At 34.6% G+C, this 24,272-nt stretch carries 20 protein-coding genes and 1 tRNA gene; 14 read left to right on the top strand and 7 right to left on the bottom strand.

The features are described 5' to 3' along the window. From murD to ftsZ, 7 genes are read left to right on the top strand one after another with little or no spacing between them, the layout of a single operon-like run. On the top strand, positions 1-1,332 hold the full coding sequence (murD, locus tag E0Z07_RS03395) for a UDP-N-acetylmuramoyl-L-alanine--D-glutamate ligase (RefSeq protein WP_131540287.1): 1,332 nt from the start codon (positions 1-3) through the stop codon (positions 1,330-1,332). Positions 1,333-1,338: 6 nt separating this feature from the next. Next, positions 1,339-2,577: an FtsW/RodA/SpoVE family cell cycle protein gene (locus E0Z07_RS03390; protein WP_006259685.1), complete on the top strand. Its 1,239-nt coding sequence runs from the start codon at positions 1,339-1,341 to the stop codon at positions 2,575-2,577. Positions 2,578-2,599: 22 nt separating this feature from the next. Then, positions 2,600-3,694 (top strand): undecaprenyldiphospho-muramoylpentapeptide beta-N-acetylglucosaminyltransferase, encoded by a 1,095-nt coding sequence (gene murG, locus E0Z07_RS03385; protein ID WP_006262248.1) that lies wholly within the window; start codon positions 2,600-2,602, stop codon positions 3,692-3,694. A gap of 2 nt (positions 3,695-3,696) precedes the next feature. Continuing rightward, complete coding sequence (murC, locus tag E0Z07_RS03380; RefSeq protein ID WP_131540286.1) at positions 3,697-5,040, top strand: UDP-N-acetylmuramate--L-alanine ligase; 1,344 nt, start codon at positions 3,697-3,699, stop codon at positions 5,038-5,040. Positions 5,041-5,057: 17 nt separating this feature from the next. After that, positions 5,058-5,795, top strand: a complete 738-nt coding sequence (locus E0Z07_RS03375) for a cell division protein FtsQ/DivIB (protein ID WP_006259682.1) — start codon at positions 5,058-5,060, stop codon at positions 5,793-5,795. A 9-nt stretch (positions 5,796-5,804) separates the two neighbouring features. Beyond that, the gene (gene ftsA, locus E0Z07_RS03370) at positions 5,805-7,232 is read left to right on the top strand and encodes a cell division protein FtsA (RefSeq protein ID WP_071306909.1); all 1,428 of its coding nucleotides are present in this window, start codon (positions 5,805-5,807) and stop codon (positions 7,230-7,232) included. Between the two features lie 13 nt (positions 7,233-7,245). Continuing rightward, positions 7,246-9,306, top strand: a complete 2,061-nt coding sequence (gene ftsZ / locus E0Z07_RS03365; RefSeq protein ID WP_016650328.1) for a cell division protein FtsZ — start codon at positions 7,246-7,248, stop codon at positions 9,304-9,306. Between the two features lie 66 nt (positions 9,307-9,372). Here ftsZ and E0Z07_RS03360 read toward each other — a convergent pair whose 3' ends face one another. The 7 genes from E0Z07_RS03360 to E0Z07_RS03330 all read right to left on the bottom strand — a co-directional run bounded on the left by E0Z07_RS03360 (position 9,373) and on the right by E0Z07_RS03330 (position 16,980). Then, positions 9,373-12,102 (bottom strand): porin family protein, encoded by a 2,730-nt coding sequence (locus E0Z07_RS03360; protein ID WP_131540285.1) that lies wholly within the window; start codon positions 12,100-12,102, stop codon positions 9,373-9,375. Next, positions 12,102-13,136: a hypothetical protein gene (locus E0Z07_RS03355; protein WP_131540284.1), complete on the bottom strand. Its 1,035-nt coding sequence runs from the start codon at positions 13,134-13,136 to the stop codon at positions 12,102-12,104. Before E0Z07_RS03355 ends, E0Z07_RS03360 begins: the two co-directional genes overlap by 1 nt. Beyond that, entirely contained in the window at positions 13,133-13,924 is a 792-nt protein-coding gene (locus E0Z07_RS03350; protein ID WP_131540283.1) for a fimbrial biogenesis chaperone, read from the bottom strand. Before E0Z07_RS03350 ends, E0Z07_RS03355 begins: the two co-directional genes overlap by 4 nt. A 20-nt stretch (positions 13,925-13,944) precedes the next feature. Next, entirely contained in the window at positions 13,945-14,424 is a 480-nt protein-coding gene (locus E0Z07_RS03345; RefSeq protein ID WP_006259676.1) for a hypothetical protein, read from the bottom strand. 62 nt (positions 14,425-14,486) lie between these two features. After that, a complete protein-coding gene (locus tag E0Z07_RS03340) occupies positions 14,487-15,002 on the bottom strand; it encodes a hypothetical protein (protein ID WP_131540282.1) in 516 nt (171 codons plus the stop codon). A gap of 198 nt (positions 15,003-15,200) precedes the next feature. Beyond that, a complete protein-coding gene (locus tag E0Z07_RS03335) occupies positions 15,201-15,755 on the bottom strand; it encodes a hypothetical protein (RefSeq protein WP_006259674.1) in 555 nt (184 codons plus the stop codon). Positions 15,756-16,128: 373 nt separating this feature from the next. Further along, positions 16,129-16,980 carry a helix-turn-helix domain-containing protein gene (locus E0Z07_RS03330; RefSeq protein WP_131540281.1) on the bottom strand — a complete coding sequence of 284 codons (852 nt, stop codon included), beginning with the start codon at positions 16,978-16,980 and terminating at the stop codon, positions 16,129-16,131. Between the two features lie 339 nt (positions 16,981-17,319). Between E0Z07_RS03330 and E0Z07_RS03325 the strand changes: the two genes are divergently transcribed. The 7 genes from E0Z07_RS03325 to E0Z07_RS03295 all read left to right on the top strand — a co-directional run bounded on the left by E0Z07_RS03325 (position 17,320) and on the right by E0Z07_RS03295 (position 24,168). Beyond that, the gene (locus tag E0Z07_RS03325) at positions 17,320-17,772 is read left to right on the top strand and encodes a GatB/YqeY domain-containing protein (RefSeq protein ID WP_131540280.1); all 453 of its coding nucleotides are present in this window, start codon (positions 17,320-17,322) and stop codon (positions 17,770-17,772) included. A gap of 10 nt (positions 17,773-17,782) precedes the next feature. After that, positions 17,783-17,856, top strand: a tRNA-Arg gene (locus E0Z07_RS03320). Positions 17,857-18,400: 544 nt separating this feature from the next. Continuing rightward, on the top strand, positions 18,401-18,823 hold the full coding sequence (locus E0Z07_RS03315) for a CBS domain-containing protein (RefSeq protein ID WP_006259671.1): 423 nt from the start codon (positions 18,401-18,403) through the stop codon (positions 18,821-18,823). A gap of 210 nt (positions 18,824-19,033) precedes the next feature. Beyond that, on the top strand, positions 19,034-19,498 hold the full coding sequence (locus E0Z07_RS03310) for a GAF domain-containing protein (protein WP_041894370.1): 465 nt from the start codon (positions 19,034-19,036) through the stop codon (positions 19,496-19,498). 206 nt (positions 19,499-19,704) lie between these two features. Continuing rightward, entirely contained in the window at positions 19,705-19,974 is a 270-nt protein-coding gene (rpsO, locus tag E0Z07_RS03305; RefSeq protein ID WP_006259669.1) for a 30S ribosomal protein S15, read from the top strand. A 170-nt stretch (positions 19,975-20,144) separates the two neighbouring features. Continuing rightward, on the top strand, positions 20,145-22,301 hold the full coding sequence (locus tag E0Z07_RS03300; protein ID WP_006262184.1) for a polyribonucleotide nucleotidyltransferase: 2,157 nt from the start codon (positions 20,145-20,147) through the stop codon (positions 22,299-22,301). Between the two features lie 481 nt (positions 22,302-22,782). After that, positions 22,783-24,168, top strand: a complete 1,386-nt coding sequence (locus E0Z07_RS03295; RefSeq protein ID WP_006262183.1) for an NAD(P)-binding domain-containing protein — start codon at positions 22,783-22,785, stop codon at positions 24,166-24,168. The last annotated feature ends 104 nt before the right edge of the window (positions 24,169-24,272 follow it).

Genomic DNA, 24,272 nt, shown 5'->3' with positions numbered 1-24,272 from the left:
ATGAAGGTAGTTGTATTAGGAGCAGGAGAAAGTGGAGTAGGTACAGCTGTACTAGCTATGACCAAAGGGTATGATGTATTCGTTTCAGATTTTGGACAGATTGAAGATAAGTACAAGGCTATTCTTAATGAGTTCAATGTACGCTGGGAAGAAGGAAGACATACAGAAACAGAAATATTGAGTGGTGATATAATAGTTAAAAGTCCTGGGATACCAGATAAAGTAGCTATTATTCAAAAAGCATTAGCAGCGGATATTGATGTTATTTCGGAGATAGAGTTTGCTTATACTTTTAATACAGAGCCATCTGTCGCTATAACAGGTAGTAATGGAAAAACAACAACGACGATGCTTACTTACCATCTATTGAGTAAGGGAGGATTGAACGTTGGTATAGGAGGAAATATAGGTGATAGCTACGCTAAGCAGGTAGCTGTGAATCCTGAAAAGTGTTATGTGTTAGAATTGAGCAGTTTTCAATTAGATGGCATACGCAAGTTTAGACCTCATATCGCTGTTATTACTAATATTAGCCCAGATCACTTAGATCGATATGATTATAAATATGAAAATTATATCAATGCTAAGTTTAGAATTACATTGAATCAAACCAAAGAGGATTATTTAATCTATGATGATGATGATGTGGAGATTCAACGTTGGTTAACTAATAATAAAACTGCCGCTAAAAGAGTACCATTTTCTATTACTAAAAAGTTAGAATATGGAGCTTATTTAGAAGGGCAAAATATTGTAGTGGCTATGGACAAGGAAACAGTGGTATTACCAATTAGCGAATTGGGTGTTGAAGGAAAGCACAATGTTAAGAATGCTATGGCAGCTACGGCTGTGGCACAATTAAAAAGAATAAGAAAGCAGAGTATTAGAGAGAGCTTATCCGATTTTCAAGGAGCTGAACATCGTTTAGAAAAGGTAATGAAAGTAGAGAATGTTCAGTATATAAATGACTCTAAAGCAACTAATATCAACGCTACCTTTTTTGCATTAGAAAGTATGAAGACACCAACAGTATGGATTGTTGGAGGAGTAGATAAAGGAAATGATTATGATGAGTTAATGCCTTTAGTTCGCGAGAAAGTAAAGAGTATTATTTGTCTAGGTGTTGATAATAGTAAGATAAAAGCAGCTTATGAACAGGTAGTGGACACATTAATCGAGGTTCAGAGTATGGAGGATGCTGTGAAGATGGCACAACGCTTAGCTGAGAGTGGTGATACAGTATTACTGTCACCAGCCTGTGCAAGTTTTGATTTATTTAAAAATTACGAGGATAGAGGACATCAGTTTAAGGCTGAAGTAAATAATCTATAAGATAAAATGAAAAAGTTAGTTGCTAATTTATATGGAGATAAACATATATGGACAGTAATATTTTTACTGGCCTTATTTTCGTTTGTACCTGTATATAGTGCGAGTACTAACTTAGTTTATACGATAGGTACAGGGAAGTCTACATTCTCTTATTTGTTTAAGCATTTTGCTCACTTATCTATTGGTTTTGTGTTATTGTATTTAGCACATAAACTAGAGTATAGATATTTTAGACAATTGTCCATTCTTATGATGCCAGTAGCCATTGTGTTACTGTTCTTTACTTTGATTCAAGGTAAGACCATAGGGGGAGCAAATGCGAGTAGGTGGTTAGATTTAGGCGTTATTCAGATACAACCATCTGCGATAGCAGCTGTAGTTGTACTAGGGTATGTAGCGCAGTATCTGGTCAGTATTCAAGATAAGAAAGTTGAGTTTTGGCCTTCAGTATTAGAGTTATGGTTGCCTGTTATGGTTGTAGTTGGATTAATCTTTCCAGCTAACTTTTCTACAGCAGCTTTGATCTTCTTGATGGTTGGTATATTGGTATTTGTGGGGAAGTATCCTTTTAAATATCTAGCAGCTATTTTTGGAGCAGGAATGTTGTTTGTGACCTTGTTTGTATTGGCAGCAAAAGCTTTACCTGAAGGAACGATGCCTAACCGTGTAGATACATGGATAAGTCGTATAGATAGATTCGCTAATGCAGATGAAGGAGGAAAGGATCTTTATCAAGTTGACAACGCTAAGATAGCTATCGCATCTGGTGGATTAGTGGGAAAAGGCCCAGGGAAAAGTGTTCAGAAGAACTTTTTACCACAGTCTTCATCGGATTTTATTTATGCTATTATTGTTGAAGAATATGGTATGGTGGGTGGACTATCGATACTGTTTCTTTATCTGTATTTGTTCTTTAGGTTTTTGATTGCAGCACATAAGGCTCCGACTTTATTTGGGAAGTTGTTGGTTACTGGGTTAGGGTTTTATTTTATATTCCAAGCCTTGATCAATATGGGAGTAGCTGTGTCGTTACTGCCTACGACAGGACAAACGTTACCTCTGATTAGTAGTGGAGGAACATCGATCTGGATGACTTGTATTTCGTTAGGAGTGATTCTAAGTGTTACCAAAAAAGAACAGGAGATACAGAAACAAGAGATGGAAAGAATGATAGAGGAAGAGCGTATGCAAGAAGAGCTAGGTAAACAAGAAGAGCTTAGGCAAAATCAAGAATTAGTAAAATAGAATATAGGAAATAATATAATAAATGAAACGTGCACCGAGAGTCATATTAAGTGGAGGAGGAACAGGAGGACATATCTATCCTGCGATAGCTATTGCCAATGAGATTAAGGCAAGGTATGCAGATGCTGAAATCTTGTTCGTAGGAGCTGAGAATAAAATGGAGATGCAGAAGGTGCCGCAGGCAGGTTATAAGATAGAAGGATTATGGATATCAGGTATTCAACGAAAGTTGACTGTAGATAATCTTGCGTTTCCGTTTAAACTGATTAGTAGTTTATGGAAGTCTGGTAAAATAATTAAAAAGTTTAAACCAGATGTAGTAATTGGTACTGGAGGTTTTGCTAGTGGAGCTGTAGTGAAAGTTGCTGCTGGTAAGAATATACCGACATTAATCCAAGAGCAGAATTCCTTTCCAGGTATAACGAATAAGTTATTAGGAAAGAAGGTAAATAAGGTATGTGTGGCGTATGATCATCTAGAAAGATTCTTTCCTGCGTCAAAGATTATAAAGACAGGTAACCCTGTTAGAAATGATTTATTAGATGTTAGTTCTATGAAGGAGGAAGGTATTCGTTCTTTTGGATTAGATAGTTCTAAAGACATTCTTTTAGTTTTAGGAGGAAGTCTTGGAGCTAGGAGAATAAATCGATTGATTGAAGAGAATTTAGAAGAGATAAAGAAGAAGAATATACAAGTTATATGGCAGTGTGGTAAGCTGTATTATGAGGAGTATAAGAAATATCAGGCAGAGGGGGTATTAGTAACTGCTTTTGTGGAGAAGATGAACTTAGCCTATGCAGCAGCAGACTATGTGATTTCTAGAGCAGGAGCTTCTTCTATTTCTGAATTAGCATTGGTAGGTAAGCCTGTTATATTTATTCCTTCTCCTAATGTAGCTGAAGATCATCAGACTAAAAATGCGATGAGTATTGTAAGCGAAGAAGGAGCAATATTGCTAAAAGAAGCAGAGCTAGCAGAGCAGTTCTTGCCAACATTTACTGCGTTAGTAGAAGATAAAGTGTTGCAAAATAAGTTAGGAACTAACTTTAGAAGGTTAGCGTTACCTAATGCAACAAAAGATATAGTAGATCAAGTAGAAGCTATAATGAATATTTAAGTATGGAATTAAGTAAGATAAAGAGCGTATTTTTTATAGGAATAGGAGGCATAGGTATGAGTGCCTTAGCTCGTTATTTTAAATTTATAGGAAAGAATGTTGCAGGATATGATCGCACTGCAACACAATTAACTGATGAATTAAAAGAAGCAGGAATTGATATCCACTTTGAAGATAATTTAGAGTTAGTAAAGGATGTGTATAAGGATAAGGAAACAACTTTAGTTGTAGTCACTCCTGCGATACCTAGTACACATACAGAGTGGAACTATTTTATCGATAATGGATTTGATATTCGTAAGCGTTCTGAAGTATTAGGGTTGATAACTAAGGATACCTATTGTTTTGCAGTAGCAGGAACACATGGTAAGACTACAACAACAAGTATTTTAGGACATTTATTATTTCAAGCAGGTGTTGATGTAACAGCATTTGTTGGTGGAGTAGTAGAGAATTATCAGACTAACTTAATCGGAAGTGGTAAAACAGTAACAGTAGTAGAGGCAGATGAGTTTGATCGTTCTTTTTTAAGATTGTATCCTGATACAGCTTGTATTACTTCTACTGAGGCGGATCACTTAGATATATTTGGTACTGCAGAAGAAATGTTAGTAGCATTCCAAGACTTTGCAAATAAGGTTGAGGATAAGACTAAATTCTTTAAAACTGAACAAGTAGACTTAAATGGTATTAAAGTTGGTTTTGGAGAGGACTGTATTTATAGAATAGAGAACATATCTATTGATAATGGATGGTATGTTTTTGATATTATAACTCCTAATGAGAGCATTGAAGGTGTTCGCTTTGGATTACCAGGTAGACATAACCTATCTAATGCATTAGTAGCCTTCGCTATGGCTTATAATTACGGAATAGATGCAAATGTATTAGTAGATGGTTTAGGAAGCTTTAAAGGTGTTAGAAGAAGGTTTTCTTATAAGATCAGAAGAGATGATCTTATTTATATAGATGATTACGCTCATCACCCGACAGAAATACAAGCAGTAAGTCAGGCGGTACATGAGTTATATAGTGATAAGAAGATAGTAGCTGTGTTCCAACCTCATTTGTATAGTCGTACAAGAGACTTTATGAGTGAGTTTGCTATAGCATTATCTACCTTCGATCATGTAGTGTTATTAGATATTTATCCAGCAAGAGAGTTGCCTATAGAAGGAGTGACGTCAGCAGCATTGTTAGATCAAATGACATCAGTGGATAAAGTGGTCTTGCAAAAAGAGGAGTTATTACCTTATTTAAAGGCTTCTAAGGCTGAATTAGTTTTGACTATAGGAGCTGGTGATTTAGGAGAAATGGTAGAAGATATAAAGAAAGGATTAGAATAATATAGAAGTTTTAGTACGTGGAAAAGTTGTTTAAGAAAATAAAGTGGTCAGATGTTCGCATATTGCTATTGTGTGGACTGTTACTGTTTTTGTATTCTTTTACTAATAAACGTAGTAATGATCGTGAAGTTAAGGATATCGATGTGGTTTTTAAGGAAAGTGAAGAACACTTTGTAACAAGTAGTGAAATTCGCAATTTGCTTAAAAATAAATTTCCAAAAATTTCCGAGATTAATAGAAGTGTTTTAGATTTGAATAATCTAGAGAAAAACGTGCTAAAAAATGAATTAATCAGAAATGCGGATGTTTATTTGACGATAGATAATAAAATAATCGTTGATATTTGGCAAAAAAAAGCAATCGGAAGAGTGATAGATGGGGATAATAATTATTATCTTGATGAGTTAGGGAAAATGATGCCATTATCAAGTAATTTTTCTGATAGAGTTCCTATGGTGCAGGGAAAGGTGAACAAGAGTAATGAAAGAGATATTAAGGAAATACTTGAATTGATTAACAAGGACGAATTCTTAAGAGAGGATATCACGGGGATAGTTATAGAACCAAAGGGAACTTTAATGTTGATTAGTCGTACAAACCGTTTTGACATTTTGTTTGGAGGGTTTGATGAAATGGAAATAAAGTTGCAAAATTATAAAGCCTTTGTACAGTATTTGATAAGAGAGAATGTTGAACAAGAGAAATACAAGTATATAAACCTCAAGTTTACCCAACAAGTGGTATGCACAAAATAGAAAAAGAGTATGGAAAAAGAAAATATAGCTGTAGGTTTAGACATTGGGACAACTAAGATTGTCGCAATGATTGGAAAGAAAAACGAATACGGTAAACTAGAAATTTTAGGATTAGGTAAAGCTAAAAGTCTAGGTGTTAAACGAGGTGTTGTTAACAATATCACGCAGACCATTCAATCTATTCAAAACGCTGTGACTGATGCTGAGTCAGCAGCTGGGTATAAGATTAAGAATGTAGTAGTAGGTATAGCTGGACAGCATATACGTAGTATTCAACATAGTGATTATATAAGTAGAGATAATCCTGATGAAGTAATAGGAGACAAGGACATAGAGCAATTAATTACTCAAGTTCAGAAGTTGAGTATGCTTCCAGGAGAAGAAATTATACACGTACTTCCACAAGAGTTCAAAATAGATGGAGAGCCTGGTATTAAGGAACCTATCGGAATGTATGGAAGTCGTTTGGAAGCTGTATTCCATGTAGTAGTAGGTCAAGCCGCATTAATAAAGAATGCAGGGAGATGTATTAAAGATGCAGGATTAGAGCTTTCAGGTATTACTTTAGAGCCTTTAGCATCAGCTGAAGCAGTTCTAAGTCAAGAAGAAAAAGAAGCTGGGGTAGCACTTATCGATATCGGTGGTGGTACAACGGACTTAGCTATCTTTAAAGACGGTATTATTCGTCATACAGCTGTAGTGCCTTTCGGAGGAAATGTTATTACAGAAGATATTAAAGAAGGATGTTCTATTATAGAACGTCAAGCTGAGATACTAAAAGTAAAGTTTGGGTCTGCTTGGCCAGGAGAAAATAAAGATAATGAGATTGTGTCTATTCCAGGGTTAAGAGGAAAAGAACCAAAGGAAATATCTTTAAAGAACTTGTCTAAGATTATTCATGCTCGAGTAGAAGAGATCATACAATTGGTATTCTCTGAAATTAAGAGTTATGGATATGAAAGCCCACAGAAGAAATTGATTGCAGGAATTGTTTTAACTGGAGGAGGTTCTGAATTAAAACATATTAAGCAATTAGTAGAATATATCACTGGTATAGATACTCGTATAGGATATCCTAATGAGCACTTAGCTGGAGACTCTAGTTTAGAGATTTCTAGTCCATTATACGCTACTGCGGTAGGATTAGTGATGGAAAGTGAAAGACATCATATAAAAGGAGCTGTTTCATTAGCAGATATTGCTGTTGAGAATAGAGTTCCAGAAGTGGAGGCGCCTGTTGTTAATCGCGCAGAGCCTGTGGTGCAACAACCAGTTGTATCACAAGATCCAATAGAAACAGTAAGTCAAGAAAGACCTAAAGTTTCTGAAGAACCAAAAGAGACTGAATTTAGATCGCCAACGGCAGAAAAATTTGAATCAAATTTCTTTGGTACTTTTTTTAGAAAAATAAAAGATTTTATTGAAAAGCAAGAATAAAAAGGCTACGTATATGGAGAATACAGATTTTGGAGGAATAAAGTTTGATTTACCGAAAAACCAATCAAACGTTATCAAAGTAATAGGTGTAGGAGGCGGTGGAAGTAATGCTATTAATCACATGTTCCAACAAGGAATTAAAGGTGTAGATTTTATAGTGTGTAATACTGACTCTCAAGCATTAGAAAATAGTCCAGTTCCAACTAAAATTCAGTTAGGAGTTAACCTTACGGAAGGGTTAGGAGCAGGAGCTAATCCAGAAGTGGGCCAACAGTCTGCTTTAGAAAGTATAGAAGAGATAGAGAAGATGTTAGATACCAACACTAAGATGGTATTTATCACTGCTGGTATGGGTGGTGGTACTGGTACAGGTGCTGCTCCAGTTATTGCTCAGTTATCTAAAGAACGTGATATCCTTACAGTAGGTATTGTTACTATTCCTTTCCAATTCGAAGGTAAGGTAAGACAAGACCAAGCTTTAAAAGGGGTTGAACGTCTACGTAAACAAGTTGACTCTTTAGTTGTTATCAATAATAATAAGTTACGAGAGGTATATGGTAATTTAGGTTTCAAAGCTGGTTTCTCCAAAGCCGACGAAGTCTTATCTACTGCAGCTCGTGGTATCGCAGAAGTTATTACGCATCACTATACTCAGAATATTGACTTAAAGGATGCTAAGACTGTATTATCTGATAGTGGTACTGCTATAATGGGATCTGCTACAGCTTCTGGTGAAACTAGAGCTAAAGATGCTATTGTAGATGCATTAGATTCTCCTCTATTAAATGATAATAAGATTAGCGGTGCTAAGAATGTATTGTTATTAATTGTGTCTGGTGCAAATGAGATTACAATTGATGAGATAGGTGAAATCAACGACCACATCCAGACAGAAGCTGGGCATAATGCTAACATCATTATGGGGGTTGGTGAAGATGAGTCTTTAGGAGATGCTATTTCTGTAACAATTATTGCTACAGGTTTCAATATCGAACAACAAAAAAGTATTGTTACAACAGGTGAGCCTAATAAGATTATTCACGTATTAGAAGGTGATCAGAAGTTAGAGCATAATTTAATGCAAGCTTCATCTGTAGAGTCTTTCGGCTACTCTTCTCCAGATGAGCCATTATCTAAGGTTACTACTATTATTTCTTCTTCAGAAGATGCAGTAGAAGAAACAGAAAAAATTACTGTACATCAGTTAGGCGATTTTGAAGATGAAGATCTTGATGAAGGTATCTCTGTAGAGGCAATGAATGAGGAAGACGTTCAAGTAAATCAAGTGACAGCAGAAGCTACTGAGAAAGCAAGTGATGCTAATGGATTAGATGTTTTTTTTGAAATCGTAACGCCTTCTGAGGAAGTAAAAAAAAATACTAGTATTTCAGAAGAGCAAAATTTAGCAAAAACAAAAGATATAAGAGATATAAATGTTGTTGATCCTGAGTTTGTTATTGTAAATGTAGCAAAAAGACCAGAAACACAAGTGTCTCAACAACCACAAGCAAATGCTCCTGTCGTGTATCATTTAGAGGATGATGTGGTAGAAGCAAAAAGCAATATTGCTTATGGTAATGAAGCTAAATCAGTTCAAAATATGGCTGCTCCTAAAGAAGAAATTATCATGTTCTCTTTAGAAGATTATACAGATAAAGAAAGTGAGTTAGCATCAGCAAAACCGATTAATAAACATCAAGATGCAATAGAAGATGAATTTAGATTTTCTATTAAATCAGAGGAACCAACTCCAGCTGTAGTAGAAGCATCTAATGCAGTAGTAGAAGAGGAACTAGATGAAGTAAACCCTATAGAAATGAGTATCGAGGAGTTTACACTTAAGAGTCGTGCTGCTGAACGCAGAAAAAAGATGAAAGAGTTTAACTACAAGTTTAATAATACGAACAGTCAGTTAACAGAGTTAGAGCGTGAGCCAGCTTATAAAAGAAGTGGAGTAGACTTACACGAGTCAGACGAGACAACTAATAAGTCACGTATTACTTTCGGGTTAGATAGTAATAACGATGGGCAGTTAAGATCTAACAACTCATATTTACACGATAATGTAGATTAATTACAAGTATATTATTTAAAAGGACTATCGAAAGATAGTCCTTTTATTTTTCGCCATATTTTGACGCTAGAATTGGATAGAGTTAAACTTTTTAGTTTGTACTTCTTTATCCTTGATTTTAATAGTGAAATTATTTATCTGCGGTTGATTAATATGGGTACTTACTTTGATAGCATTTTTTAGAACATCTACATAAGCACTATTCTCTGGGTATAGCGTTAGTATATAGTCGCCTTTAGGAATGTATAGAATATAGTTACCACTATCTGACGTATAGGTAGTGTAGCTTTCTCCAGTATGGCTTTGAGCTACGATACGTTGTCCAGAGAGATTTCTATTGATAAGATGTGAGTTCTCAGAGAATTCATAATTAATACTACCAGACAACGTAGTTGTCTGTCTTAAGTGAATGCTATGTGTGGTATCTGATTTTAATACGATCTTATCTGTATTAGAAAACCATTCCTGATCATTTTTGACTTGTATGGTATAGCTATCAAGAGGTAACTTTTTATATTCTATTGCTCCTTCTTTATTCGTGATAAATGATTTATTGTTGATATAGACTATTCTATTAGATGCAGGATAGTTATTATTCGCTTCATCTTGGTAGTAAACGATTATCTTTAGAGTATACGCTTTCTCATAAGGCTTATAAGGCATTAATTGTTTGATTACACCTATTTGTACGTAATTTGTTTTATTGTTCTTAGAAAAGCCTCCATAGTTGTTATAACTACTAACATAGATATCAAAGTCCTTTGTCAACTTATATTCTAAGCGACTATTTAATTGCCATAAGTCATCTGTCGTTGATGTCTTCGTATAATAAGCGTTAAGTACCACTCCTACATGATTATTGAAAAAACGTTGTCTATAGTTTCCCATAATCATCAGATTAGTATAAGTACTTGTATCTATAAAACCTAAGTAATTCGAATTGATAACTTCACTTAGATTGCTATAATTGTACTGATAACTTACGCCAAAATCAACACTTTTATAGTTGACACCTGCATTTAAGCGGTAGTGTAATTTATCTGTTAAACTTACCTTAGAGAGATAGTTTCCTAAGTCAAGTGATACATTATATCCTAAGCCACTAGTGAAACTATTGTGATTGAATGAAGTACTTAATCTCAATGCATCTAAGTCATCCATTAATTGAGTTTTGTAATTGAATCGTTGTTCATTTACATAACGTGGACTAAGCAGAAGCATATTGGTCTGCATTCTATAGGAATAGTTCAGTCCTATTGTATTAGATTGTTGTTTTGAGTTATTATAGTCTGTATAACTGTATTTAGGAGCATAGTGGACGAAACTTTGTGTCAAGCCAAAACTATGCTTATCAAAGTTTCTTCTGATGCTACTAGACACCTGAGAAGCACCTTGTCTAATACCTGCATAATAAGGGCTACTGTAGAAGCTATTTGTTTGGAATTGATACTTGTCCCATCGGGCATATGCATTTATCCCTATAAAGGCTCCTAATTGATTATTCTCCTTGCTATCTATATTAGACACACCTTCCATCACTTCTAAATTAAATGTAGGCGTATTCCATAGGCTAAATGTATTATACCACAGTGTCTTTTTCTCATCATAACGATGGTTTAGGTCATAGTACAGTTGTGATTGTCTCCATTTATGTTTAAGTGAAGTAAACCCAATCCATGTATTGTAACCAATAGAGCGATCACTTGCATCTGTGATTAAATAGGTTTTATCTAAGTATCCACCTTGTATAGAAATGGAGTCTTTTATATTAATATTAGTTTGTATTCCTCGTCCTTGTAATGAGAATTCCCCTGTTTGGTAAATATTACCAGCTAGTACCTGTACTTTTTCGGTCTTGATGTCTGCTAGGAAGTGACGTAGATTATATTTGTTCTCCTTGTCCCAATAGATTAGATCTCCAGTTAGTCCTATTCTAGTCTTTTCGCTAAGGTGCACTTCTGTAGAACCTATCAACTGAAATGAGTTCATCACATTATTCCCACTAACACGGTTGAGTTCTATCGTGTTTCTCTGGTAATAAGGATCTGTATTCGAATTATCTATTTTATATCGTCGTTTAGATTTTAAAGAACTGACACTGTAGTTAGTACGAGATATGAAATCTCCATTTTCATATAATAGCGTAGCAGTGATATCAAAATCCTCTAGCTTAACAGCTTCTTTCGAGATGATTTGGTTGATAGTAATAAGAGTATCTCGCTGTGGAGCTAATGTGATATGAGAAGTATGAGTACGGTGTTTATTGACCTGATTCGGAAAGGTTATGATATAATGAAGTTTTTCAGAAGTATTACCTTTATTCTGAATCGAAGCTTTTAAATGTATCGTATCTCCTATTTTTTGGAACTGTAGATGATTGTTCTGATTTTGAAGTAAGATACGTCTGTTCCTTTGTATTAAAATCTTTTGTTCAGCTACTTGTATGATTTGATTTAGATTGTTGCTTAGACTAGCTCTTATGAACAAATCTATCTCACTACTAGCAGACTGGTCTATATTCGCTATGATAGGGACATAGACTCTCTGTCCAGGGTGTATCTGAATGAATTTATTAGCGTTACTAGATATGCGTAAGTTAGTAGAATTACCTTCTATCTTGATATTCCCAGACCATTGTGTATTGCTGACATTAGATACTTCTATGGCTGATGAGATATTACCATATTCATCCGCAGGAGTTTCTATATCCGTAAACTTTAGGTGTATAGGTGTTTGTTGTGCGTTAGAAAGAAAAAACAAACAGATAAACAGTAATGTATAAAGCTGTTTAAGCATTAATTAGGGACAATTACAAAGTATAAATAAGTTTCGTATCTACCACTGGCTTGTTGTAATTCCTTTTGATTAGGAGGAATGCTCAGTTCAAGGTTATATGACATCGATTGACTCCATCTCGAGAAGGAGGCAAGAGGCTGTTCATTAGCGGATAGTGATAATGGACCGAATATTTTTACATCTCTAGCATCTGAAGGACTACCTCCTTCAAGGTTATTTAAAGTCGCCTTTAGTTTTAGTATAGAAACAGGTAAGCTATTCGACATCGTGTTATTATACATCATATTGTCTGCCGTCTTTACGAGTACTTGATGACCTTGATAGCTCTTGATGTAAAGAGCATTGTTAATCGTGATCGTTTTCCCTTTTACAATATCATCTGGTGAATCAAAGTTAAAGACAAATTCACTAGCACCATTTCGCAACTCCGCTATTTGATCTCCGTGATTTCCTACATAGTTAATTTGGAATCTTGCATTACCAGTACCAGATGTTTTACGCAGAAGTAATTGATCTCTACCTGATGAAGTATCATATAAGGAGAACTCGTATGTACTCATATAAGTATTGTTAGGGATAGTCAGTAAATGTACACCTCCTCGAATAGTCAAGTCAAAGTTTAAGGTATAGTAGTTACCTTCTGGTAGAGGTGTTGTACTCTCTATGATCGTATTTTCTTGATATTTGCTTAGAGGTAAATCTCTTCCTACGACACTGAAGGCAAGTTGATTAAAATTACCCCCTTGTTTATTCGTACTTAATGTTGACATCTCAGCAGGTACCATATAGTTGCCTGCATAGTAATCATCGAGTAGTCTTACCGTTAACTTCCATTTGGTAGGAGAAGGTGTTCCGTAGAATCTGCGAAACTGTACAGAAATCTGTTTATCCTCTGTCTTCCCTACTTTTAGATCATTATATGAATTTAATACAGACTGTCCGCCTCCATAAATATTTAAGTCATACTGTGCAAATACCGTATTGCTCAGTAGTAATAAAAATAGGCTGATGTATATATTTAACTTTAGGTTCATAGCGTGAAGTCTAGTTCTGCCACTTTTACGATATTATCCTTGCCATAAGTTAGTTGGATAATAAAGGTATAAGTGCCTGATTTTAGTTGATTCGGTAGTGGTATAATATGTTTTCTTACGTCAGTAGGTAGACTGTAAAAATCTAGTGTATTTAATGCTGTTTTCTCTCCTGTTTGTTGATTGAAAATACTGGCTGTCATCTTTCCGTCACTCCATAGTTTTCCATCGTTCTGAAAGTTAACTTCTATCGCTTTTTCCCCCTCAACAGTCTTGGCAGGTTTGATATCTACTATTTCTACAGACTCTGTATTATTTTGATTTGCATGATATACTTTTAGTCCCATACGCACTGTCACTTTGATAGCAGCACCATTTTCATCCACTGCATTCCCTGGGTTTAACTGAGTGAAGAACACCATCGCTGTATGTACAGGTATATTAGCAGGCAGGTCTTGAGGAACATTAAGTATAATCTCTACTTCTTTGACTTCGTTTGGTTCAATTAAAAAATAAGAGTTAGGTAATACTTGAATCCATTGCGAAGCCGAAGTTTCTAATGTATTTGCTTCTACTACATTATTACTACCTCTTTCATCATAATTCCAATCTCCAATAGAGACTCCTACTTCGACAGCTTTGTCATTTGGATTGGCTATACGAACTTTTTGAGTAGCTATAGTTCCAGCAGCATTTCTAAAGTACATTTTACCAGGAGAGATAGACAGTCCTGCTTGTGCGAATATTGGAAGAGCGCTTAGTAAAAGGAATAGTAGTATTAGTTTTTTCATTATGATGTGGTGCTTTAATTTTAGTGAGGCAGTAGCGTGTATATAATCTCTGTTTTATATGTTCCTGCTTTTTTATTTAATATACTTACAATGTTTTGTTTCGGAATCGCGTAATTGACATCTATTTGTTGACTGTTACTTCTGTTCTCAGATTGTAAGATTATCTGAGGCTTATCAGATAAGTTGATTGTACTTAATCTCAACGGGAAGTTTAATAGGGTAGATGTGGCTACACTTGGCTTGATATGAATGATAGACACAGGCAGTGATGACAATGTTGACTCATATTGAAAATATGGATTTATGGTGCGTACTGACAATTCGTATGGAGTAGAACACTTTATGATCACATGATTTTTCAGAATACCTGTTTCTGCCCCTTGTGTATATACTTCTCCTCTATTTAAGTTTAAATCTACAGTAGAATGTGAGATAACCAAGGATTGTTGCTCCTTAAAGTTTAGTACTATCCTAGCCCTTGTAGATCCTATCTGAGCCATAGCGATGCTGGTGACACAGAAGAGGAGTGTGATGAATAATGATTTTTTAAACACGTGTAATATTACAATGATAAGATAGTGTAAGTAATTACAGTACTATAAGTACCTACTGGTTTATTTAATAATTCTTCGGATGCATCCATTTTATAAGACACATTGAAAGTTCTTTTCACATCACCTAGATTAGAACTAATCATATTGTGTTCTTTCATAGATAGTGATACAGGTATCATGGTTATATTTTCTCTAAAGTCACCGATAGTTCCTAATGTAGGGTTTAGACTAATGTTTTCTAAACTTATTTGTTCATTATTACTAGTCAGCGGAGAGCTAGCAGCCACCCTTACTTCATAAGTACCACTGCTCATTACTTCTATATGATCTGCTTGGTCGCTGATCTTTCCTTTAGTATAATCTTCTACTGTTTCGAAAGACAGATTGATATTAGATTGTTGATCATTAATCTTTATAGACTGTATTGGTTTTAGAGTCACGATAAGGTTAGTTTGCGCAGTATTCTGAGCATGCATTACCACACTGACTAAGATCAAAAAGAAGGTAAATAATAATTGTCTCATATCATCTGTTTTAGATATTCTAAATTTAGTAAAAAAAAGCGTACAAAGTCAATAATCGTCAATGTTTTTAGCTGTTTTGGGTAACAAATAAATGGAATAGAAGCAGAGGGTATTAATTCGCTTTTTAGTCCAAAAAAAAATCTACTGAAGTGAATGATATCACTACAGTAGATTTATATTGTATAAGGCTATATCTTATTATAGAGCATATAAGTTATAAGTAACTGTAGTGCTGTATGTACCTGCTTTTTTGTCTGTATATGCAGAAGTTTGGCTTGCTGGTATAGCGTATTCGATAGCATATCCCATCTTAGCACTTCCTGCAGATGTAGTGATTAAAGAGCTGCTCTCTGTAGTAGCTAATGGAGTGATGTTATGAGTAGCATTAAAGTTAGCTGGTGCAGCACCTTCTGCTAAGTTATTGTTACCTTTTACTCTTACTTCTACTGTGTTTACAGGGATGCTAACTCCATCATTTGTTAAATCACTGCTAGCGATCACTTTTACTTCATATTTTTGAGTAGCTGTTACTTCTAAGTGGTTTTGTAATTCACCTGAAGTACTACCTTTTTGAAACTGTTCTACAGTGTTCATTTGGATATTTACATTAGGATTCTTAACAGTCAATTCATAAACGTCTGATAAGTTAACGTTTAAGTTTGTGCTTCCTGTACTTTTTTTGTCTTGTGCGAAAGTTGAAGTACTTGCGAAAGCTAAAACTGCTACTAATACTAATTTAAATGTTGTTTTCATTTGCTTATTTCTTTTTAATTGTGGGAATACTTGATTTGTTATTTTGTTTGGCAAAAGTATAGCAGCTTTGATTCTCAAATAGTGTCATTTATCTTCAAAGAATTGTCATTTATCACATAATGTGATAAAATATTCTTAATAAAAGCCTTGATTTTAAAGATTTGTGAATTTGTTTTATGTAGTCTAAGATGTGTTTTTATATGTTATTGACACTTTAAATAGTAGTAGATTGTTGTTATTTAGGTTTTTAAGTTTAAACGGTATTAAAACCTCTTTTTGTTAGGATTATTTAGTCGGAGAGAGAATTGACTGTGAAGGATGTAAAAAATCCCCTTGTAAATAGTCATTACAAGGGGAGAAGGGATAAACGATATTATAATAGTTCTCTATATTCTTTAGGGCTCAGTCCTGTTGCTTTTATAAAGAAACGGATGAAGTTACTCACGTCTTCAAAGTTTAGCTCAAAAGCAACTTCCTTAATGGTCATCGGAGTATGCTTTAATAATAGCTTTATTTCGTTGACCACTGCACTCGTTATTATTTTTTTAGGCGTAGTCCCAAATACTTCTTTGCACACTTCAGTTAACTTAGCGATAGAGATATTCATCTGTTCTGCATAGAAATGAACGTTTCTTTCTTTTCTAATGTTATTTTTGATTAACTCATTAAACTTGACAGTATGTTGTATTTGTAGTGGAGTAAGTTTCTCTTTATTAAAGCTGACAAACTTTTCTATATGTCCTGCCATAATATATAGAAGAACTCTCTCTATAATATTATGAGCTAACATATAATGTACTTCACTATATTCTTTTGATTTTAGCTTTAGTAAGGTGGTGAAATAACACTGTACAAAAACTTCATGCTCCGGCTTAAGCGTGATCGAATTAATAGCATTCGTATTATCAAAGAAGAAGCACTTACTAAGAAAGTGACTGTCAAGTTCTGTTCTACAGTAAAAATTATCTGTAAACTGAACATAGTACAAGGTGTAACTCTCAGAAGCAGTTAAGCGAAATAGCTCATTCTTTCCTAAGAATAGACAGTCTCCTTCTTTAATTTCTTTTTTGTTCGTAGTCAGGGTGACAGTTACTTTTCCTTTTTGTAACCAGAGAAGCTGGTAGACATCTTTGTGTTGTTCGAACGGCACAGTGTCTTCTGTAAGGTAAGTAGCTCTACCTACCTCTATACCATAGGTAGATTTTAGTTCGATAGAAGTTAGCATATTTTGTAAGGTAGTAATAGGTGTTTATAATGTTTTATTGCTTGTTTACGTTATATCGCTTCTTATGTTTGTTAGTTTTGGTTTGATGCTTTAGTTGACCGTCTCTATATTGAGTTCAGACGAGTTTTGACAAATATCAAATTTTATTATGATTATGAATATTTTTAAAAGTTAATTTTTAAAACTTTTAATTCTGATTCCCAACAGAAAAGAGGTACATTATTCGGATAAATAAGTTGATTATTGTATAATATAAAGAATTTAGTGAACTTATAACTACATGATTTTGTTAGTTACATGGGCTTTTTTATATATTTGCAAAAAATAAAAATAATTGATATGAGTTTACAATCAAAGATCATGGACGCTATAAAAAGTGCAATGAAAGCGAAAGACACAGTAGCTTTAGAAGCATTAAGAGCAGTAAAGTCAGAGTTATTATTAGCTCAAACTCAATCAGGAGCACAAGCTTATCTTACTGAGGAAGAAGAAATTAAAATCCTTCAAAAATTAGTGAAGCAGAGAAAAGACAGTGCTAATATTTTTTCAGAGCAAGGTAGAAATGATTTAGCTGAGCCAGAAATAGCACAAGCTGCAATCATAGAACAATTCTTGCCAGAGCAATTATCAGAAGAAGAAGTTCAAAAAATAATAGGTGAGATAATTACGAATGGTGGTTTCAGTGGTATGTCTTCAATGGGACAAGTAATGGGAATCGCTACTAAAGAATTAGCTGGTAAAGCTGATGGTAAGACCATCTCATCTGCAGTAAAATCTCTATTGTCTAAATAGTAGATTTAATGTCCGTGTAGTTCAACTGGATAGAATATCAGATTTCGGCTCTGAGGGTTGGGGGTTCGAACCCTCCCGCGGACGCAAAATATATACGCTATTATCTATGATTAGATAATAGCGTTTTTTGTTTTATAAACTTTACTGTTTGCTATAATGATGACTTATGTAGCAAGCTATCTCCTAGTTAAAGAATAGATTTTTTAAAAGCCTGTTTTATACTCTTATTATCTCTTTATTATACTCCTACTTTTATATTATCGGATATTGATGGGGATGTGATCGGGTAGTGATGGGCTTATTTATAGTACTTTTTAGCCGAGCACATGCCTATCATATGCCGACCACAAGCCGACCACCCCTATTTTAGTAATAAAAAAGACTGCTGAAGAGAGAGGTAATATTCTTTTTTTGTAGTGGGTAGAGATTATTCTGTAGGGGTAGATTTCTTTTGTGTGAAGTGATAAGTAGTGATAAACGCTAAGGGAGGACGCAATTGGTGTTGTGTTAGACTGAAAATAAAATTGCCTTTTTTAAAAAAATAAATGAAAAAAGATGGAATCTGATAAATATCATATTTTTAGATATAGTGTTAGGTTACATTTGTCCTAACAAAATAAGTTATGATATGAGACAGAATGTACCAATTTCTAGTATTATGGCTTCAAAACTTGTCAAGTTAAATCTAACAGATTCATTGACAAATGCTGAAAAGTTATTTAAAGAGAACAAGATTAGACATCTTCCTGTGTTATCTGGAGGAGAGTTAGTAGGGATTCTCAGTTATACTGACTTAGTAAGAATTAGTTTAGCAGAGACGGTAGGAGATAATGATGATATTATTGATACCACTATATATAATATGTTCTCTATAGAACAAGTAATGGTTAAGGACGTTGTGACTATACAAGCAGATTGTAGTATTAAGGATGCAGCCGAAATAATTATCGAAAGAGGATTTAGATCATTACCTGTTATGGATGGAGATATATTAGTAGGAATGCTTACTAGTACTGATTTGATTAAGTATTTGATAAAGCAATACGAATAAGGAATAAAAAGAATTGCTATAAAAAAGATTATTATATTTTGTAGTTTGTGAGTTTGGCTACGAAATTACATATTGTTGTTTGAAAAAAGCATTAGAGGTGAGTTCTAATGCTTTTTTGCTTTTATACCTATGTGTAAGTTTTTTTGAAATACTTCTATTGATAGAATGAAGTGATTGTTATATTTGTTTTTCTATAAAACCATAATTAAGATGAATAATTTATATCAAGAGCTTTTAGTGGCAACTAAGGCAATATTAGAATCTAATGTATTAGATAGAACAGAGAAGTTAAAGCAAGTATGTGTTCTGTTAAATGAGAAAATAGCTTACTATGATTGGGTTGGGTTCTACTTTGCAGTGCCAGAAGAGAGAGTACTTCATTTAGGGCCTTACAGCGGTCCTGAGACAGACCATACAGTGATTCCCTTTGGTAAGGGTATTTGTGGACAGGTGGCTGTTAGTAATGAGACTTTTTTAGTAGAAGATGTGACTGCTCAAGATAATTATATCGCATGCAGTATTACCGTTAAGTCTGAGATCGTAGTTCCGTTATTTGTTGATGGAGTTAATATCGGGCAAATAGATATTGATTCTAATACGATTAATGCATTTACAGCTGAGGATCAATCATTTTTAGAATTACTAAATGTAGAAATAGCTAAATTGTTTATTTAATTCCTATTATAAAGAAGACTTGCGTTATGTTTAGATTATGCTGTTATTAATTGAGGTATTGGTAATCAATGTACTAGAGGGTAAATAAGAACCTAAAAAAAAGTGTATTATTTATAGTTGTATTTTGAAAAATAAAATTACCTTTGCAAACGTAAATATGGATACACCGTATTTCATGCATAAAAATCATTAAAAATAATATTGGCATGTATTTATCAAAAGAGAAAAAAGCTGAGATCTTCGCACAACACGGTGGAGCTGCAGCTAACACTGGATCTGCTGAAGGACAAATCGCTTTGTTCACATACAGAATCACGCATTTAACTGAGCACTTGAAAAAAAATCGTAAAGATTATAATACAGAACGTTCATTAGTTCTTTTAGTAGGTAAAAGAAGAAGACTTCTTGACTACTTAAAGAATACAGAAATTAACAGATATCGTGAGATTATCAAAGTATTGGGTATTAGAAAATAATCAATATAGAGAAGAGGTGCCTTTGTGCGCCTCTTTTTCTTTTTAGCCTTTTTGCAGAAAAAGACTGGTTTTTCATTGGGTTTCATACAACTACACAACACACACAACACAACACACAATTATTAATGTCTCTCTTCGGAGAGACAGAAACCCTAAAGTATTAATTTATTATGATTCCTAAGGTAACTAAAGAGATTATCGATTTAGGAGATGGCCGTAGCATCTCGATCGAAACTGGGAAATTAGCGAAACAAGCAGATGGTTCTGTAGTTGTTCGTATGGGAGACTGTATGCTTTTAGCTACAGCTGTATCAGCGAGAACTGCTAACCCTGGTGTAGACTTCCTTCCTTTAACTGTAGATTACAGAGAAAAATTTTCTGCTGCTGGACGTTTTCCAGGAGGCTTTTTTAAACGTGAGGCTCGTCCGAGTGACCAAGAGGTGTTAACAATGCGTCTAGTGGACCGTTGTTTACGTCCATTGTTCCCAGATGACTATCACGCAGAAACACAAGTTATGATTCAATTAATGTCTCATGACGAAAATGTAATGCCTGATGCATTAGCTGGATTAGCTGCTTCTGCAGCATTAGCAGTATCAGATATTCCATTCTATAATTCTATTTCTGAGGTAAGAGTTGCTCGCGTTGATGGGCAGTTCATCATCAATCCATCTAGAGAACAACTAGACGCATCTGATCTTGATATGATGATCGGTGCATCTAAAGACTCTGTATGTATGGTGGAGGGTGAGATGAAAGAAATCTCAGAACAAGAAATGATTGATGCAATAAAGTTTGCTCATGAGGCGATTAAAATTCAGATCGAAGCTCAAGAGAAGATGCGTGCTGCATTAGGACTTACTTACCGTGAGTACGAACCAGAAGCAACTGATGAAGAGGTGGAGAAAATCGTACATGATGCAGCGTATGCTAAATTGTATGAAATAGCTTCTCATGCTAGTGCTAAATCTGAGCGTGGAGAGAAATTCGCTGAGGTGTATGAAGAAGTTAAAGCTTTATTCTCTGAAGAAGATTTAGAAGAGAAAGCTGAACTGATCAGTACATACTTTAAGAAAACTCAAAAAGAGGCTGTACGTAACCTTATTTTAGATCAAAACATTCGTCTTGATGGTCGTAAGACTACTGAGATTCGTCCTATCTGGAGTGAAGTAGATTACTTGCCTTCAGTACATGGGTCTTCTATCTTTACACGTGGTGAAACGCAAGCGTTAGCTACTGTAACACTAGGTACATCAAGAGATGCGAATATTATCGACTTACCAAGTGAGCAAGGTGAAGAGAAGTTCTACTTACATTATAACTTCCCTCCATTCTCTACAGGTGAGGCAAAACCATTAAGAGGTACTTCTCGTAGAGAGGTAGGTCATGGTAACTTAGCACAACGTGCTTTGAAAAACATGATCCCTGCAGACTGTCCTTATACTATTCGTTTAGTATCTGAGGTATTAGAGTCTAACGGTTCTTCTTCTATGGCCACTGTATGTGCTGGTACTCTAGCATTAATGGATGCAGGTATTCAAATTGAAAAACCAGTTTCAGGTATTGCAATGGGACTTATCTCTGATGCAAAAACTGGACGTTGGGCTGTATTGTCTGATATCTTAGGTGATGAGGATCACTTAGGAGATATGGACTTTAAAGTTACTGGTACTAAAGATGGTATCACTGCATGTCAAATGGATATTAAGATCGAAGGATTAGCTTATGATATCATGGAGCAAGCGTTAAAACAAGCTCATGATGGTCGTATGCATATCTTAGGATTATTACAAGAGACTATCGCTGTGCCTAATCCTACTGTTAAACCTAAAGCTCCTAAGATTGTTACTGTTACAATTCCTAAAGACTTTATCGGTGCAGTTATCGGACCAGGTGGTAAAAATATCCAAGCGATTCAAGCAGAAACTGGTACTACTATCGTTATTAACGAAGAAGGTGATTATGGTATCATCGAAGTATTAGGTACTGATCAAGCAGGTATGGATAGAGCATTAGCTGCTATTAGTAATACTACTTTCTCTCCAGTAGAAGGTGAGACTTACCATGTTAAAGTGGTTAAGATGCTTGACTTCGGTGCAGTAGTAGAATTTGTACCAGGTAAAGAAACTTTACTTCACGTATCTGAATTAGATTGGAAACGTATTGAGAATGTATCTGACGTTCTTAAAATGGGAGATGAATTAGATGTTAAGTATTTAGGTATAGACCCTAAAACTAAAAAAGCTAAAGTATCTCGTAAAGCTTTAATGCCACGTCCTCCTAGAGAAGAGAAAAAAGACGCGGCTCCAAAACAAGAAAATAAATAAGAGTAATTCTTTTTATTATATAAAGGACATCTAGTAATAGGTGTCCTTTTTTTGTATTCATTTTTATGAGATAGCTAGTCTGTGGGGGACTATATTAGATATATGTTAGTATATTCCGCTTCTTATTTTCATATCTATATTGTAAATTGCTGATTATTGTCATTGTGATAGTTGTGTTTTTGCGTTTAATAATGGTGTTTTTTGGTTAAGTCATTAATTTGTATTATATTAGCAATTAACGTTAATAGGGGGTGGCGTGCTTATATATTTCTAGCACGTGTATTCAACTCCTATCCAAATTCAAGTTTGATATACTTGACCTTATTTTCAGCATATAATTATGCTGCCTAATGTACATCGCTTATTAGATGTATCTATTATAGAATACGAACATGTGGTATTCTATCTCGGCTGAGCAATCAGTGATAATCATTTTATTAATTTCTTCACTTTATAGTGAGGACAAATTCGTTATGTAGTTATGTTAAATTTAAAAGTTGGAATTATTGGTGCTGGTCCGAGTGGATTAGCCATGTTACGTGCGTTCGAGTCAGAACAAAAAAAAGGTAACCCTATTCCAGAGATTAAATGTTATGAAAAACAAGATAATTGGGGAGGAATGTGGAACTATACTTGGCGTACAGGTGTAGGAAAATATGGTGAACCAATACACGGGAGTATGTATAAATACTTATGGTCTAATGGGCCTAAAGAATGTTTAGAGTTCTCTGATTATACATTTATGGAGCACTTTAAACAACCTATATCTTCATACCCACCGAGAGAGGTGTTATTCGATTATATACAAGGGCGTATTAAGCAGAGTAATGCAAGAGATTTTATCAAGTTTAATACTGTGGCTAGATGGGTAGATTACCTAGAAGATAAGAAGCAGTTTAGAGTTATATTCGATGACTTAGTAAAGAATGAAACTTTTGAGGAGTACTTCGATTACTTAGTTGTGGGAACGGGACACTTCTCAACGCCAAATATGCCTTATTTTAAGGGAATAGATAGTTTTCCTGGAACAGTGATGCATGCGCACGATTTTAGAGGTGCAGATCAGTTTATAGATAAAGATATTTTGTTAATAGGAAGTAGTTATTCTGCTGAGGATATCGGTGTACAATGTTTTAAACACGGTAGTAGATCAGTTACTATTTCGTATAGAACCAATCCTATTGGGGCTAAATGGCCTAAGGGGATTGAGGAGAAACCCATTGTAACCCATTTCGAGGATAATGTGGCTCACTTTAAAGATGGCTCTAAGAAGGAATATGACGCAGTAATTCTGTGTACGGGGTACCAACATAAGTTCCCGTTCTTGCCAGATAATTTAAGGTTAAAGACAAAGAATAACTTATATCCAGATAATCTGTATAAAGGAGTTGTGTTCAATGAGAATGAACGACTAATCTTTTTAGGAATGCAAGATCAATATTACACGTTCAATATGTTCGATACGCAAGCTTGGTTTGCTAGAGATTATATGTTAGGGCGTATCACTTTACCTAACAAAGAAACTAGGGATAAGGATATCGCTAAGTGGGTAGAACTAGAAAAAACATCTGTAACAGGAGAGGAACATGTAGATTTCCAAACTGATTATATTAAGGAATTGATAGAGCTGACAGATTATCCTACTTTTGATCTAGATAGAGTGGCAGAGATGTTTAAAAGTTGGTTAAATGATAAAGAAACTAATATTCTAAATTATAGAGATAAAGTATATACTTCTGTGATGACAGGTGTCACTGCTGAAGAGCATCATACACCATGGATGAAGGAGTTAGATGATAGCTTAGAAAGGTATCTAGATGAGGTAGAGGTAGATGAGCTAGAATTAAGTAAAGAGAATTACTACTAACATAAAAGAGTTATATTTTTTATAAAATAAAGTTAGCGCTACAGGATTTTGATTTTGTGGCGCTTTTTTTGTGTAGATAATATGAGGTTAAAAAATATTTTTAA

The organism is Myroides odoratimimus, assembly GCF_004337635.1.
In the GTDB taxonomy this organism is placed as follows: domain Bacteria; phylum Bacteroidota; class Bacteroidia; order Flavobacteriales; family Flavobacteriaceae; genus Flavobacterium; species Flavobacterium odoratimimum.
The sequence above is the reverse complement of the archived record's forward strand: the minus strand, read 5'-3'. Positions and strand labels throughout refer to the sequence as shown.

Excerpts from the sequence above, each read along its gene's own strand:
- E0Z07_RS03350 (WP_131540283.1), bottom strand. The coding sequence starts at position 13,924 with ATGAAAAAACTAATACTACTATTCCTTTTACTAAGCGCTCTTCCAATA.
- E0Z07_RS03360 (WP_131540285.1), bottom strand. The coding sequence starts at position 12,102 with ATGCTTAAACAGCTTTATACATTACTGTTTATCTGTTTGTTTTTTCTT.
- E0Z07_RS03345 (WP_006259676.1), bottom strand. The coding sequence starts at position 14,424 with ATGGCTCAGATAGGATCTACAAGGGCTAGGATAGTACTAAACTTTAAG.
- murG (WP_006262248.1), top strand. The coding sequence starts at position 2,600 with ATGAAACGTGCACCGAGAGTCATATTAAGTGGAGGAGGAACAGGAGGA.
- ftsA (WP_071306909.1), top strand. The coding sequence starts at position 5,805 with ATGGAAAAAGAAAATATAGCTGTAGGTTTAGACATTGGGACAACTAAG.
- ftsZ (WP_016650328.1), top strand. The coding sequence starts at position 7,246 with ATGGAGAATACAGATTTTGGAGGAATAAAGTTTGATTTACCGAAAAAC.
- E0Z07_RS03300 (WP_006262184.1), top strand. The coding sequence starts at position 20,145 with ATGATTCCTAAGGTAACTAAAGAGATTATCGATTTAGGAGATGGCCGT.
- E0Z07_RS03295 (WP_006262183.1), top strand. The coding sequence starts at position 22,783 with ATGTTAAATTTAAAAGTTGGAATTATTGGTGCTGGTCCGAGTGGATTA.
- E0Z07_RS03330 (WP_131540281.1), bottom strand. The coding sequence starts at position 16,980 with ATGCTAACTTCTATCGAACTAAAATCTACCTATGGTATAGAGGTAGGT.
- E0Z07_RS03325 (WP_131540280.1), top strand. The coding sequence starts at position 17,320 with ATGAGTTTACAATCAAAGATCATGGACGCTATAAAAAGTGCAATGAAA.
- E0Z07_RS03310 (WP_041894370.1), top strand. The coding sequence starts at position 19,034 with ATGAATAATTTATATCAAGAGCTTTTAGTGGCAACTAAGGCAATATTA.
- murC (WP_131540286.1), top strand. The coding sequence starts at position 3,697 with ATGGAATTAAGTAAGATAAAGAGCGTATTTTTTATAGGAATAGGAGGC.
- E0Z07_RS03340 (WP_131540282.1), bottom strand. The coding sequence starts at position 15,002 with ATGAGACAATTATTATTTACCTTCTTTTTGATCTTAGTCAGTGTGGTA.
- murD (WP_131540287.1), top strand. The coding sequence starts at position 1 with ATGAAGGTAGTTGTATTAGGAGCAGGAGAAAGTGGAGTAGGTACAGCT.
- E0Z07_RS03335 (WP_006259674.1), bottom strand. The coding sequence starts at position 15,755 with ATGAAAACAACATTTAAATTAGTATTAGTAGCAGTTTTAGCTTTCGCA.
- rpsO (WP_006259669.1), top strand. The coding sequence starts at position 19,705 with ATGTATTTATCAAAAGAGAAAAAAGCTGAGATCTTCGCACAACACGGT.
- E0Z07_RS03315 (WP_006259671.1), top strand. The coding sequence starts at position 18,401 with ATGAGACAGAATGTACCAATTTCTAGTATTATGGCTTCAAAACTTGTC.
- E0Z07_RS03390 (WP_006259685.1), top strand. The coding sequence starts at position 1,339 with ATGAAAAAGTTAGTTGCTAATTTATATGGAGATAAACATATATGGACA.
- E0Z07_RS03355 (WP_131540284.1), bottom strand. The coding sequence starts at position 13,136 with ATGAACCTAAAGTTAAATATATACATCAGCCTATTTTTATTACTACTG.